Source organism: Agrobacterium vitis (assembly GCF_013337045.2).
In the GTDB taxonomy this organism is placed as follows: Bacteria; Pseudomonadota; Alphaproteobacteria; order Rhizobiales; family Rhizobiaceae; genus Allorhizobium; species Allorhizobium vitis_B.
Genome location: NZ_CP118260.1, coordinates 832,479 through 845,898 on the forward strand (window position 1 = coordinate 832,479; position 13,420 = coordinate 845,898).

General features: G+C 55.6%; 17 protein-coding genes. 10 read left to right on the forward strand and 7 right to left on the reverse strand.

Annotation, left to right across the window (positions count from 1 at the left end):
• Positions 1-25: 25 nt before the first annotated feature.
• Positions 26-511: a hypothetical protein gene (locus G6L01_RS21520; protein ID WP_070165640.1), complete on the forward strand. Its 486-nt coding sequence runs from the start codon at positions 26-28 to the stop codon at positions 509-511.
• A 152-nt stretch (positions 512-663) separates the two neighbouring features.
• Here the strand turns inward: G6L01_RS21520 and G6L01_RS21525 are convergent, their stop codons facing one another.
• A complete protein-coding gene (locus G6L01_RS21525; protein ID WP_070165759.1) occupies positions 664-1,374 on the reverse strand; it encodes a glutathione binding-like protein in 711 nt (236 codons plus the stop codon).
• Positions 1,375-1,572: 198 nt separating this feature from the next.
• On the opposite strand from G6L01_RS21525, the gene G6L01_RS21530 reads away from it, so the two are divergent.
• Positions 1,573-2,019 carry a DoxX family protein gene (locus tag G6L01_RS21530; RefSeq protein WP_070165761.1) on the forward strand — a complete coding sequence of 149 codons (447 nt, stop codon included), beginning with the start codon at positions 1,573-1,575 and terminating at the stop codon, positions 2,017-2,019.
• Between the two features lie 839 nt (positions 2,020-2,858).
• Here G6L01_RS21530 and hisG read toward each other — a convergent pair.
• The 5 genes from hisG to hisS form a co-directional block, all read right to left on the reverse strand.
• Complete coding sequence (gene hisG, locus G6L01_RS21535) at positions 2,859-3,551, reverse strand: ATP phosphoribosyltransferase (protein WP_070164438.1); 693 nt, start codon at positions 3,549-3,551, stop codon at positions 2,859-2,861.
• Positions 3,551-4,669 carry an ATP phosphoribosyltransferase regulatory subunit gene (locus G6L01_RS21540; RefSeq protein ID WP_070164439.1) on the reverse strand — a complete coding sequence of 373 codons (1,119 nt, stop codon included), beginning with the start codon at positions 4,667-4,669 and terminating at the stop codon, positions 3,551-3,553. The genes hisG and G6L01_RS21540 overlap by 1 nt, the downstream gene beginning before the upstream one ends.
• Positions 4,670-4,837: 168 nt before the next feature.
• Complete coding sequence (locus G6L01_RS21545) at positions 4,838-5,080, reverse strand: hypothetical protein (protein ID WP_060717554.1); 243 nt, start codon at positions 5,078-5,080, stop codon at positions 4,838-4,840.
• Positions 5,081-5,156: 76 nt separating this feature from the next.
• Entirely contained in the window at positions 5,157-5,621 is a 465-nt protein-coding gene (locus G6L01_RS21550; RefSeq protein WP_070164441.1) for a hypothetical protein, read from the reverse strand.
• 370 nt (positions 5,622-5,991) lie between these two features.
• Positions 5,992-7,590 (reverse strand): histidine--tRNA ligase, encoded by a 1,599-nt coding sequence (hisS, locus tag G6L01_RS21555; RefSeq protein ID WP_070164442.1) that lies wholly within the window; start codon positions 7,588-7,590, stop codon positions 5,992-5,994.
• Positions 7,591-7,717: 127 nt separating this feature from the next.
• Here hisS and relB point away from each other — a divergent pair, with 127 nt between their 5' ends.
• The 7 genes from relB to G6L01_RS21590 all read left to right on the forward strand — a co-directional run bounded on the left by relB (position 7,718) and on the right by G6L01_RS21590 (position 11,754).
• Complete coding sequence (gene relB, locus G6L01_RS21560) at positions 7,718-7,945, forward strand: type II toxin-antitoxin system RelB family antitoxin (protein WP_070164443.1); 228 nt, start codon at positions 7,718-7,720, stop codon at positions 7,943-7,945.
• Positions 7,929-8,198 (forward strand): type II toxin-antitoxin system RelE family toxin, encoded by a 270-nt coding sequence (locus tag G6L01_RS21565; RefSeq protein ID WP_070164444.1) that lies wholly within the window; start codon positions 7,929-7,931, stop codon positions 8,196-8,198. The genes relB and G6L01_RS21565 overlap by 17 nt, the downstream gene beginning before the upstream one ends.
• A gap of 2 nt (positions 8,199-8,200) precedes the next feature.
• Positions 8,201-8,965, forward strand: coding sequence for a hypothetical protein (locus G6L01_RS21570; RefSeq protein ID WP_070164445.1), 765 nt, complete (start codon positions 8,201-8,203; stop codon positions 8,963-8,965).
• 36 nt (positions 8,966-9,001) lie between these two features.
• Positions 9,002-10,111 (forward strand): glycosyltransferase family 4 protein, encoded by a 1,110-nt coding sequence (locus G6L01_RS21575; protein ID WP_071207130.1) that lies wholly within the window; start codon positions 9,002-9,004, stop codon positions 10,109-10,111.
• A 44-nt stretch (positions 10,112-10,155) separates the two neighbouring features.
• On the forward strand, positions 10,156-10,539 hold the full coding sequence (locus G6L01_RS21580) for a hypothetical protein (protein WP_070164447.1): 384 nt from the start codon (positions 10,156-10,158) through the stop codon (positions 10,537-10,539).
• A 73-nt stretch (positions 10,540-10,612) separates the two neighbouring features.
• Positions 10,613-10,981: a CopM family metallochaperone gene (copM, locus tag G6L01_RS21585; RefSeq protein WP_156584129.1), complete on the forward strand. Its 369-nt coding sequence runs from the start codon at positions 10,613-10,615 to the stop codon at positions 10,979-10,981.
• 71 nt (positions 10,982-11,052) lie between these two features.
• Positions 11,053-11,754 (forward strand): HAD family hydrolase, encoded by a 702-nt coding sequence (locus tag G6L01_RS21590; RefSeq protein ID WP_070164518.1) that lies wholly within the window; start codon positions 11,053-11,055, stop codon positions 11,752-11,754.
• On the opposite strand, the gene G6L01_RS21595 is transcribed toward G6L01_RS21590, so the two are convergent.
• Entirely contained in the window at positions 11,751-12,395 is a 645-nt protein-coding gene (locus G6L01_RS21595) for a DNA-3-methyladenine glycosylase I (protein ID WP_070164449.1), read from the reverse strand. The genes G6L01_RS21590 and G6L01_RS21595 overlap by 4 nt on opposite strands.
• A 193-nt stretch (positions 12,396-12,588) precedes the next feature.
• Here G6L01_RS21595 and G6L01_RS21600 point away from each other — a divergent pair, with 193 nt between their 5' ends.
• Positions 12,589-13,389, forward strand: a complete 801-nt coding sequence (locus G6L01_RS21600) for a L,D-transpeptidase (protein ID WP_070164450.1) — start codon at positions 12,589-12,591, stop codon at positions 13,387-13,389.
• Positions 13,390-13,420 lie beyond the last annotated feature (31 nt).

Here is a 13,420-nt window from a genome sequence, read left to right on the forward strand (position 1 = left end):
CTGTGTCCTGTCGGGAGGCCGGGCGATGATAAACCGTTTTGCATTGATCCTGACTGAAACAATGATGATTTTGGCGGGCCTGACGGTAGGGGCTGAGGCCATGGATCGCTATTATTGCGCGGTTGATGACGCGAAATTGAAATTGTCGATAGAGGCAGCTTTCAAGGAAGGGGCGGGCTGGCCGCTCGGAAGTCTTCGAGGCGTTGTGGTGTTCAAGCCAGGACAGGGCGCACCCGGGGAGGACAAGACAGTGAGCGGCGCGGTTCGGCTCGCCATGACTGACATCGCGCTATCCAAGCGTGAAGATCGGAGCATTCAACTGCGAACCTCATCCCTCTCGGGCGATGTCGGTAAAATCATGGTCGTCGATATGCTGTTGAATGCCAGCATGCAGGGATCGGATATCAATCGTTTTGCCGGCACCTATGCCGTGACTGTGCGCCCGCAAGGTAAAACTAATCCCGCCACCTCGGTGCAGTGGGATGGTGCGTTAACGTGCAGGCGCTTCTGATCCGGCCAATCCAATCAACGTCAATCTTATACGGAGATTCATTGAAAATGACTCTTCGTATTCTCCTTGAAAATATCTCAAGCCTCTGACGCATTTGAGATATTTTCATTTTCTTCAAGTCGGGGATGCGTTAGCATCTTCGAGACTTGGTATTACATGGGGCGCGGAGGAATATTCAGGCCCTTTTGGCTGGCAGGACGGGCTTCGCCGCGAGCGGCCCAATCCATGACGGCGGGATAATTGGAGAGACCAATGACCTCGGCGGCGTCATAGCCCGCGGTAATGCAGCGCACCCACGGCCAGGTGGCGATATCGGCAATGCTGTACCCATCACCGGCAAGCCAGGGACGGTGAGCAAGTTCTGCTTCGAGCACGGACAGCAAACGACGGGTTTCGTCGCGATAGCGTTCCATGGGGTAGGAATTATTGGCGACCTTATCAGCGGCATATTTGTGGAAATGGCCGAACTGGCCAAACATCGGCCCGACACCGCCCATCTGGAAGAACAGCCATTGCAGGACGCTGTAGCGGCTGGGGCCGTCCTTCGGCAAAAGCCGCCCGGTCTTTTCGGCCAGATAGACCAGAATGGCACCCGATTCGAACACACCAACCGGTTTGCCATCCGGCCCGTGCGGATCGAGGATCGCCGGGATGCGACCGTTCGGATTGAGCGAGACGAATTCCGGCGATTTCTGCGAATTGTCGGAAAACGTCACCAAATGTGCCTCATAGGGCAGTTCCAGTTCTTCCAGCGCTATCGATACCTTGACGCCATTCGGCGTCGGTAGGGAATAAAGCTGAATGATCTCTGGATTTTGTGCAGGCCAGCGCTGCGTGATCGGGAAAGAAGAAAGATCGGTCATGACAATATCCTGATTAAGACCAAGGGATCGGAGGCGCTCAGGCATCCTTGCCTTGCTGATCGAGAAGGCTCGTTGTTCTCAAATTGTGAACGATACGTCAATTATTGTCCATCTATCTGAAACAGTCGAGATGTGGGAAAACGCCTTCACAGTTTTCTAACCAATTTGCGTTTCGCAGTCATCACACTGGAGCCTTCCATGTCAAATACCAATAACGCGATCCTTCTGCTCGCCAGAATTCTTCTCTCCTTCATCTTCATCCTGTCCGGCTTCGGCAAGCTGACCGATCCGGCTTCCACGGCCGGCATGATCACGGGTGCCGGCCTGCCTGCTGCAACGGCTCTGGCCTATCTGGCCGGTGCCTTCGAACTGATCACGGGTCTTTCCGTCCTCGTCGGCTTCCAGACGAAGATTGTTGGCTGGGCCTTGGCGCTGTTTTGCGTCTTCACCGGCGCTGTCTTCCATAGCGGCACGGTCGCCGTTCCCGGCTGGCCGGATGCAGCACTGGGCTGGATCAACACGCTGAACGGCATCATGATGATGAAGAACTTTACCCTCGCTGGCGCTTATATCCTGCTGGCAACGGTTGGAGCTGGCGCCTACTCGCTCGACGCCCGTCGCGGTGGTAAGCTGGCGCTTGCCTGATATGCAGGGGGCTATTCAATATAGCCGATAAAATTTTCTGTATCGACCGGCTCTTTCAAGCCGGGATAAATACAAAGGCCCGTCGGAGCGATCCGACGGGCTTTTTGCTTTGAACGGCATGCTGTGATGGATCACGCACATCGTCTGGGAATTTGTCAGGGAAAGGAACCCCCGTTTTGCCTGACAAACTCTAAACAGCCTTAGCCGCCGTGAGGGCCGGAGCAAACCTTGGTGATCGGATTGCAGACTCCTGCGTTTGCTATGGTGAATGTTTCACCAGTGCCCAAGAACAGCGAGACAATAATAAGTGCTTTCATGTGGTATTTCATCATTACCCCCAGATATGATTAGAATAATAATCACGGAAACAATATAAAAACCACCATATATCGAATGATAGATAGTTATATTTATTTATATTTTTGATAAAATATAAATTTACTTTTTATAGAGTATCCGTGCCAATCAATTAGATGTCTGTTTTGCCGTAAGTCAATTATTTATTTATATAGAAAAATCATTAAATGATATTTTCTATATAAATACATATTCAAAATGTCGTAAAAATGATATTTTAAATCAATTTAAGAGCTGATATACGCCATAAACGAACTTTAAATAAAAATGATAATAAATTTTAAAAAAATAAATAGTTACCAAAATTATATTGTCTATGCGCCTTTTTTTCAAAAAAAGACTTATGTATAGAATTCTATTTATTGAGATGGAATGTTTCAGAAGAAAAAGCCCAGCGTCTATTGAGACCCCGGGCTTTTACGTCATTATTGATTTTGTGAAATGCGAGAAACTGTCGACTACATTACGTTTGCTCGGATAATTCAGAGTGCGCTTCTGACCGCGTCGATAATTCTGGCAATCTGAACATTGCCTTCATGCTCTGGCTTGCGGGCGCGCACCAGGCAGGCCTGCGAACGCAGGATGATGCCATCACCTAGCACCTTCAGGTGGTTGGCCTTCAGCGTCGATCCGGTCGAGGTGATATCAACGATTATGTCGGCCTGGCCAGCGGCGGGCGCACCTTCGGTGGCTCCCAGGCTTTCAACAATCCGGTAGAGTTGAATACCGTGCTGGCGGGAAAAGAACTGCTGGGTCAGGCGCCAGTATTTGGTGGCTATCGCCAGTCTTCGGCCATGGCGGGCGCGAAATTCCTGCGCCACATCCCCCAGATCCGCCATGCTGTCCACGTCCAGCCAGATATCCGGCACGGCGACCACCACATCGGCATGGCCAAAACCAAGCCGTGCGGCGATTTCCACCCGCTTGTCGGCATCCGCCAGTTCTTCGCGGATCAGGTCCTCGCCAGTGACCCCGAAATCGACGGTGCCGTTGCCGATCTCGCGGGAAATTTCCGAGGCGGAAAGATAGGCGATTTCGATATCCTCGCCTTCGACGCGGCCGCGATAGGAGCGGTCATTGCCGACAGCGGTAATGGTCAGCCCGGCACGTGCAAAAATCGCCGAGGCGTCTTCCTTCATCCGGCCCTTGGAGGGCAATCCGATGGTAATGGTCATCAGCGCGCCCTCGCCAGTTCGATGCGGTCCAGCCAGAGTGAGAAGCCAACGGCGGGAATGGTGTGTTTTGCACCAAGCAGTGTCAGCAGCCGGTCGAACCGCCCGCCACCGGCCAAAACGGCGGGTTCGCCGGAAAGCGCCACTTCAAACACCAGACCGGTGTAATAATCCAGTGGTCGGCCAAAGGCGGCGCGATAGGTGATCCGGGTGAGATCGACGCCAAGGTCGGTCAGTGCAGCGATCCGTGCCTCAAACCCTGCGAGAGCCGCACCCAGCGACAGGCCCGCCGCATCGGCAAAGCCCGCCAAGGCCGCGGCGGCTTCGCTCAGCGGCAATTCCAGCGATAGAAACTCGCGCAGTAATAACAGGGCGGCGCCATCCAGCCGGGTTTCGGCCAGCGCCAGCTTTTCCTTCAGCCTCGCGGCAATTTCGCGGGGGCTGCGGCTGGCATTGGTGGAATAGCCGGTGTCTTCCATGGTCCGGTCGAGATGGGCGATCAGCCCGGCTTCGTCGCCCGACGATAGCAGCGCTTCCACAGCCGGGTCGAGACCATGCGCCGTTTGTGGGCTGGCCAGGGTTTTCAACAGTTGATCGAGATGGGTGCTGTCGCCAAACGCCTGGATCAGCCGTCTTTGCCAGCCGGAGGGCAGGCCGAGTGTCTTGACCACGGCCTCAAACACCGCTTGATCGCCAAGCATGACGGTCAGTGGCCGACCGGGCAGCAGCTTGTGCAGAATGCCGATGGCATCATTAATGGCGCGGGCATCGGCGCGGGCCGTGGCGGGCTCGCCCAGATCTTCGATACCGGCCTGATAGAATTCATTGCCGCCTTCACGGCGCTGGCGAAACACTTCGCCCAGATAGGCGTAGCGTTTCGGCGTGCCGGTGGCGTTTTCAATATGGCTGAGACAGACGGGAATGGTGAATTCCGGTCGTAGACATAGGCTTTCGCCAGTCTCGCTTTCCGTGAGGAAAATCCGGCGGCGCAAATCCTCGCCCGCCATATCCAGAAACGGCTCGGCGGGCTGGATAACCGGGGTATCGACCCTTGCTGCGCCACGCGCGGCAAAATCATCAAGAAGAGCACCGGCGAAATCCGGCATATTGATCAGAGGCATTGACTATCCCGGTCAGTTACGCATGCATTCGGGATAATCCGAACACCACCCTTTGACTGCTATGTCAATGATGGGTCTGGCTATGCTGCCATTTTTTATAGGCCAGCAGGCCCCCGGCCAGAACCAGCAGGCCAAGCGGCATGACAGTGTAGATCTGCTCAAAACTTGTCACTGTTTCATCTCCAGAATAGAGAACCTTGCCAGTATATGTAGCACGATTGCCAGAAAAATCCAGAAGACGAAGCCAAGCAGCGGTAATTTATGATCACCATTGGGCGAAAGGCTGCTGGCAGCAATCGGCGCGGCCACGCCGACCGTAAGGCAAACGGTGGACAGCCGGTCGAACCACGAGGCTTCGAGCTTCTTCATCTCGTTCCATTGGGTGACCGGAATGGGGGCGCTGTCTTGCAAAACTGTCTCCGTGGTTGCGATTCCAGTCTATCTCAGCTTGAGCGGGCCGTCACCTCGGATGCACCCTTGCTCACAGTCAATCCTCAGTTTGGCGACCGTCTTTCTCCTGACCCTGGTGTTGTCTCAGGAATTGCCGCACGCGCTCAAGGGCGTCAGCCGGATCGGAGCGGCGGTGGTATTCTTCGAGAATGATCTGTTCGATCTGCTGACGGATGGTCCGGCGTCCCAATTCTTCGCTATCGTGCAGGGTACGGTTCTGCGGCAGCAGGGCGTGGCGGGCTTCCTCCAACCGGGTTTGAAGGTTCGTTGCCGCGTCGAGAATGGTGACGTCGATAATTTCCGCCGAGTCTTCCGGGCGCTGTGGTGGTTGGTAAATTGCCGCTTGGGGTGGGTTTCCCGGTCTCTCCCGCCTGGGGCGCAGCAGCAGCGCCAACACGCTGACCGCAAAACCCGGCGGTGTCACGATGACCAGCGCCTTGATCCAATCGGATGAGGATTGCCACGTATCGAAAAGATCGGCCCAGAGGTTGTAATCGGCCATTGTCCATTGCCTCCCACGCTTGAAAACCAAGCGATCGCCAGAGAACGGTCTCTGGCGATCGGGGAGGTAGAAAAGCCGCACAGAAACGACCGCCCTGGCCTTTAAGCCGAAGCTCTGGACATACGCCAAGGCCTCCCCGACCATAGAAGGATGGAGAGTGGACCGTATAAACATAGTCCACCGCCTCAGCCACAAACCTATGGCTGAGGGGTGTCTTTATAACGACCGACACGGGCCGTTCTGTAAGGAGTTTCTACGCTCCGGGATCGGTGCGTTACAACCGATCCTGAACTGGTTCTAGCGTATAAAGAGTGGAGGGGGAAGGGGGCGTTAAAGGGCGTAATATTCTCTTTTGCCGACTTCAAAAAACCTACTTCGCCCGCGCCCGATCTTCCGCCTGGGCGGCCAGAATTTCCTTCACCTTGGCCACAAGCTCGGCTTCCGGCACGACGATCTGCGCCACGCGGGATTCGCGCCATTCGGTGTTGTCGGTGATCTCGCCTGACAGACGCTTGCCTTCGATCAGGTCCTTGATTTGCACCACGCCCTGTTCGCGCTCATCGCCGCCCTGAATGATGGCGATGGGGGAGCCGCGACGGTCGGCATATTTCAGCTGATTGCCGAATTTCTTCCAGTTGCCCTGGTACATTTCAGCGCGAATGCCTTCATTGCGAAGCGCCTGGGTAAAGCGCTGATAGCGCCCCATGCTCTCGACATCGCCGTCCATGACTGTGATCAGAACCGGCGCGATCACCTCGTCAGCGCCCAGCTTGCCCAGGTTCTTCAGCGCCGTCATCAGGCGCGAGACGCCAATGGAAAAGCCGGTGGCCGGAACGGGCTGGCCCATGAAGCGCGAGACGAGGCCATCGTAGCGGCCACCACCGCCAACTGAGCCGAACACGACCTTTTCGCCTTTTTCATTGGTGACGTCGAAGGTCAGTTCGGCTTCATAGACTGGGCCGGTGTAGTATTCGAGGCCTCGGACGACGGAGGGGTCAAATCGGATTCTTTTCGAGCCATATCCTGCCGCCGCTATGAGTTTAAACATCTGTTCCAACTCTTGAATAACGGGTGACGCATCCCCTATGATCGCTTCCAAGCAGGTGATGGTTCTCAGATTTGAGTAGAAATATTGGCCGGTACCTCCAAATTGATTAGAGCTCTCGACTTCATCACCTTCCACCAAATTATTATCGTCTTCATATCGAGCGTAGCCAGACATGTTTTGCGTTGCAAGATAGGAGCTAATTAGCTGAATCTGTTCTTCAACTAGTCCTGCCCCTTTTGTAACGTCTCCGCTTTCGTCCTTTCGCCCTTCTCCGAGCAAAAGCTTTACACCTTCGATGCCGAATTTATCGAACTTGTCCATTGCGCGAAGGACATTTAGCTTTTGCGCGTCATCGACAATTTCAGCTGCTTGCATGACCGCATCCAAAACCTTTCGGTTATTCACCCGGATCACGTAATCACCGCGCTTGATGCCCAGCGCTTCCAGCGTATCGGCCATCATCATGCACATTTCGGCATCGGCCTGCACGCCCGGCGCGCCAACGCTGTCGGCATCGAACTGCATGAACTGGCGGAAACGGCCCGGCCCCGGCTTTTCATTGCGGAACACATAGCCGGCGCGGTAGGTGCGGTAGGGCAGTTGGATTTCGTTGAAATTTTCCGCGACATGGCGGGCGAGTGGTGCGGTCAGGTCGTAGCGCAGGCTCATCCATTGCTCGTCATCGTCCTGAAGCGAGAACACGCCTTCGTTGGGGCGGTCGCTATCGGGCAGGAATTTTCCGAGCGCATCGGTATATTCAAACAGCGGTGTCTCAATGGGATCGAAGCCGTAGCGCTCATAGACTTCGCGGATTTTCGCGGTCATCTCGTTGACGGCACGGATGTCATGGGCTTCCCGATCCACGAAACCACGCGGCAGGCGGGCTCTCAGTTTCTGGGGCTTTTTGGTCTTTTCGCTCATGATCGGCACCGAATGCTAGGGGAGTGTGTGTTGCGGCTGTCTTAGTGGATGACGCCCTGAGCGGCAAGGCCGAAGGCTGGTTTCGGCAAGTTGTCTGTAGTATGCTGAGAGCATAAAGGAATAAGCCATGAACAAAGCTGTCGCCATTGATCTTCCGGAAGATGTTCACCAACTGCTATCACGCCGGGCAGCGGAAGCTGGAACCCGTCTCGATACCTATGTACTGGAATTGATCGAGCACCACCTGGAGGATCTGTCTGACGTGGCAGCCGCCGATGCGGCCTTATCTCGCCTGAAAAACGGCGAGGATAAAGTGCTGTCCTCAGAGGAGTTTTGGCGTGGCCTGGACGATTGAATATCTGCAATCCGTTCAGAAAACAGTCCGCAAGCTTGATCCTCAAACCCGAAAACGCCTTCGAGATTTTCTGGAGCAGCGTCTGCTTGAGGCGGAAGATCCAAGGCAGATCGGCAAGGCCTTGAAAGGATCGCAACTGGGTGAGTATTGGCGATATCGGGTGGGTGATTATAGAGTGATTTGCGATATCCAGGACCAGAGACTTGTTGTTCTTGTTGTTGAAATCGGTCACCGCAGCGACGTGTATCGATAGACATGATCCTCGAAGCGCTGAATTACGCGGCAACATGGTGGGTGACGTCGAAAGCGCATCGGCCTTATATCCGCTATTCCATCAATCTCTGGTCGCGCGCCCGCCGCTGCGCCAGCGATTGGGCTGAGCATGAGCGCAATTGCAAGCAGGCGGTCCTGCATGCGGCACAGCCGGTCATGCCACGCCGCACGGTTGTCGTGCTTGGCTCCGGCCTGCTGCGCGACGTGCCTATTTTGGAATTATCGAGGGCCTTCGATACGGTCGTGTTGGTGGATCTGGTGCATGTCGCCAGTGTCCGGGCCTGGGTGGCGATGAAGGGGCTGAAGAATGTCCGTTTCATTGAGCGTGATCTCTCCGGTTACGATGCGCTGAAACAGGGAGAGGTGCCGGAGCCGCTGGATTTCCTGCGCCGCGTTCCATGGCTTGATCTGGTGGTCTCGGCCAATGTTCTTTCCCAGATCGGCATGGGCGCCAAGAAGCGGCTGGCCGGGGAGGCGGCGGGGGCGATGCCTGGGGATAGCGTTGCCCGGCTGATCCGCGCTCATCTCGACGGGCTGGCGCACTTGCCCGCCCGCACCTGTCTGCTCACGGATATTTCCTTCTCCGTCATCGACCGAAATGGGGTTTTGCGTGAGGAAACCGATCTTCTGGCGGGTATTGTGCCGCCTGAAGCAGAGCAGGGCTGGGATTGGCCAGTTGCGCCGCTGGGTGAGGAGAGCAAGGACTACCGGATTCTCCATAAGGTCATATATGCTTGCTCAGGTTGATTCGAATTGTGACTGACAGGGTCATCGGGGGGTGGCATGAATTTTCTGTTTCTGGATACGAGTGGCATCGATTACGATCCGGAAACGCCTCTGCAAAAGCCACTCGGTGGCACGCAATCCGCTATTGCCTATCTTTCCGAGGAATTGGTCAAGGCTGGTGCCACGGTGACCCTGATGAACAATCCCAGCCACGCGCGGGTGGTAAAGGGTGTTCGGCTGGTGGAAAGCAGCACTATCGGACGTGAGGGCTTCGACCAGTTCGATATCGTCGTCGTGGTTTCGGTGGCGTTGGGCATCAAATTTCGTCAGGTCGTTCCCAAGCATATTCCCATGGTGCTTTATTGCCATCACGCTGCCGATCAGGTGTCGGTTTCGACCCTGCGCAATGCGGAGGAACGGGCCGTATGGGATGCCTTTGTCATGGTGAGCGATTGGCAGCTCAACGATTATGCCAAGGCCTTTGGCGTAGAGCCAACGCGGGCCGCGGTGATCGGCAATGCAATGTCTCCAGCTTTTCTGGAACGTCCGTTGCAACCTGCATGGTTTGAGATCGGTGCTCCGCCAGTTCTGACCTATACCAGCACAGCCTTTCGCGGATTGGAGATTCTACTGTTAGCTTTTCCATCCATTCGCGCTCGATTGTCGGGAGCAGAGCTTAAAATTTTCTCGGGCATAAATATTAATACAGCTGATGGTCGGAATGACCCCAATGCCTATCTCTATGAAGTTGCACGCAGCCTAGCGGGTGTGACCCACCATGGTTCCGTTTCGCAGAAAAAACTGGCTGATGTCATGGGGAATGCTGCTGCCCTGACTTATCCATCGATATTCGCAGAAACCTTTTGCATAGCCGCTGTCGAAGCCTTGGCCAGCGGGGCGGATGTGCTGACGACGCGACTTGGTGCGCTACCGGACGTTTTAAATGGACTTGGCCAATTCATGGATATGGCACCATCGCAACGGCAACTCGCGCAGAACTATATCGAATTTGCCAGTGAGGCCTTGGCAGCAATGAAGCGAGATCCGGCGGCAGCCGCAGCACGGCGACAAGAGCGGACGCAATATGTCCGTACTCACTTCACCTGGGCGCGGCGGGCGCAGCAATGGCTGGATCTGGCAGATCAGATCAAACGTAGGAAAGGGTGATCGAAAGCGCTTGCCTCGTGAGGCGATTGGCATACACTCTTTTTATGGCTCTCGTTCTTCGTCTTATGCTGTTTATTGCCGGTCTGGCCTATGGCGCCATGCCGGTCAGCGGCTTGGCTGCGACTGGCGGTATGGTTTCGCCGATGACGATGCAGGTTGCCGAAACACACCAAGGCCATGATGCGATGCCGACTGCATCGACATTTCACGCTGCTATTCCATTTGAGCATGTCCATAAGACCGACCGGAACTGTGCTGATCGGCATCAGGCGATGGGGTGTGGGCATTGCGCCGCCTGCGTGAGCCTGCTTGCGGAGTTTTCCGTTGTTTTGGGCAAGCCGATTGTAGGGGATGCGCCGTTGCCGGGATCGACGACCCGGTTGCTATCGCTGGCGCCTTTGCCCTTGGTGCCGCCGCCCCGTTTTTGATGAATGAAAGAGCCTATGGAAACCGGGAAAGGCCGGATTTCGACTATCTTGTCATCATCAGAAAGGGACCATCATGGTCAAAACCATACTTCTTGCCGCAAGCCTGTTGCTTGCCACCACTGCCGCTTATGCCGACGACACCATGAAGGGCATGGACCATTTCATGCCATCGCATACAGCGTCGAAAGCGCCATCCAGCAAGGCTTTTTCCGCTGCCAATGCCCGGATGCACAAGGCCATGGCCATGCCGATGACCGGCAATGCCGATGTGGATTTCGTGCGCGGCATGATTGCTCATCATCAGGGCGCTATCGACATGGCGAAGGTAGAGTTGCAATATGGCAAGGACGAAAAGATCCGCAAGCTGGCCGAAGAGATCATCAAGGCGCAGCAGGGTGAAATAGCCATGATGCAGCAATGGCTTGATATGCACGGCAAATAAGCGACCAGCGGCTGTCTCAAGTATTGGATACGCTTGAGGCAGCCGTGCTGCTGCCTTGCTTGGAGGAGAACATGACACGGGCGCTGACCACCATTGGCCTCGATGCCGATGATACGCTCTGGCAGAACGAGCAATTCTACCGGCTGACGGAAGAGCATTTCCGGTCGCTGCTGGCTGATTACGCGGACTCCTCCATGATTTCGGAACGGCTTCTGGAGGCGGAAAAGCGCAATCTGGCCCATTACGGTTTCGGCATCAAAGGCTTCACTCTATCGATGATTGAGACGGCGCTGGAAATTACCGAGGGTAGGGCGCCCGGCGTGGTGATCGGCGAGATCCTGGCGATTGGCCGCGATCTGCTCAGCCATCCGGTGGAAACGCTGCCCGGGGTGCGTGACGTGCTGGAAGCCTTGGCGGGACGGTATTTCCTGGTGATGATTACCAAGGGTGACTTGTTCGACCAGGAACGCAAATTGGCGCAATCGGGGCTTGGCGATTTTTTCGATGCAGTGGAAATCGTCTCCGACAAAAATGCCACCACCTATCGGCGGCTTTTTTCAAAGCATGGCGATGAGCCGGAACGCGCGATGATGGTCGGTAATTCGCTGAAATCCGACATCGTGCCAGCACTGGCCGTCGGGGCTTGGGGTGTTTTCGTACCCCATGAACTGACCTGGGTGTTCGAGCATGTGGAAAAGCCGGTCGATGCGCCGCGTTTCCGCGAACTGCCTGAGATCAGCGCTTTGCCGGAACTGGTTGCTTCGATTGGCTAAGGTTTAGGTGGCGTGGGACGAATGAACGTAGCCTTCAACTGCTCCACGGTCTCCCGGCAAATGCAGCCTTCCAGGTGATCATTGACCAGACCCATCGCCTGCATGAAGGCATAAACGGTGGTGGGGCCGACAAAACTCCAGCCGCGTTTCTTCAATTCCTTCGACAACCGGATCGAGGTGGGCGAGGTGGGATTGGCACGCAGCGTTGCATAATCCATTTTTGCTGGGCGTTCTTCGGGACCAGGCTCAAAACGCCAGAAATAAGCGGAGAGGGAGCCGAACTCTGCCTGCAATTCCAAGGCTCGCCGGGCATTGTTGATGGTGGAAACGATCTTGCCGCGATGGCGGACGATGCCGGTATCGGCAAGGCAACGGGCTATGTCCGCATCATCGAATAGCGCCACTTTTGCAAAGTCGAAACCGGCAAAGGCGGCACGAAAATTCTCCCGCTTACGCAGGATGGTCAGCCAGGACAGGCCGGATTGAAAGCCTTCCAGGCAGATTTTCTCAAACAGGCGGTGGTCGTCGGTAACCGGGCGGCCCCATTCCTCGTCATGATAGCGTCGGTAATCCGCAAGCCCCCCATGCCAGAAACAGCGCAACGCGCCTTCTTCGTCGGCAATCAATCCTGCACTATCCATTCCCGCTCCCTCGTTTGATTTTTTGTTTACTCTTTGTTCACCGTCTTTTCAAACGAAATACTAACCCTGACAAAAGCTTTCCCGCATTGTGGCAAATCGAATGAATGCGCGTTTACCTTTTCCACAAGCGGCGGTGGCAGGTTGATCCCAACGGACTGTGGGTCCTGATCGTTTCAAAAAATGGGTTTAGCCGATGCTGTCACCGCGTTTTCTCCTGAAAGCCTGTTTTGCCTTGTCAGTGACACTCACCTTGCCCGCTATAGTCGGGCAGGCTGCGGCGCAGGATCGCTATCAAACCCGGCCACCGGTTGTCGTCAGCCCGGACCTTGCAGCGCCATGGCTGTTGCAATTGGGCGTGCGGGTTGAGCCAACAACTGGTAATCCCGGCAGGCCCTCAGCCGCCCAGCCGGTTTACTATCGCCCGGTGAGCAAGCCGGTACCCCAGCAATATCGCCAGCCTGCTGCTTCCGCCGCACCGTTGCGGCCTGCGCTTCAACAAGCGTCGGCCATGCCCGCGTCCAGACAGATGTCGTCGACGCCCGCACAATTCCTGCCGCAGGTCGTCGCCTACCAGACCAGGGAAAAGCCAGGCACGTTGGTGATCGATACCAATAATCGCTTTCTCTATCTGGTGATGGACGGGGGAATGGCGCGCCGCTATGGCGTTGGCGTCGGCAAGCCCGGTTTTGAATGGGCGGGTGAACATAAAGTGACTCGCAAGACAGAATGGCCGGAATGGATTCCGCCGCAGGAAATGATTGCGCGCGAAGCTGCCAAGGGCCATTATCTGCCAGCCCGCATGCAAGGTGGGCCGGAAAATCCCCTGGGTGCGCGCGCACTTTATCTTGGTTCGACCCTCTACCGTATTCACGGAACCAATGCGCCATGGACGATCGGCTATGGCGTGTCTTCGGGCTGCATTCGCATGCGCAATCAGGATGTAACCGATCTGTATGGCCGCGTACCCGTGGGTACGAAAGTCATCGTGATGTGACCAGAGGCAGGCTGCTGATTTCAAGTCACAC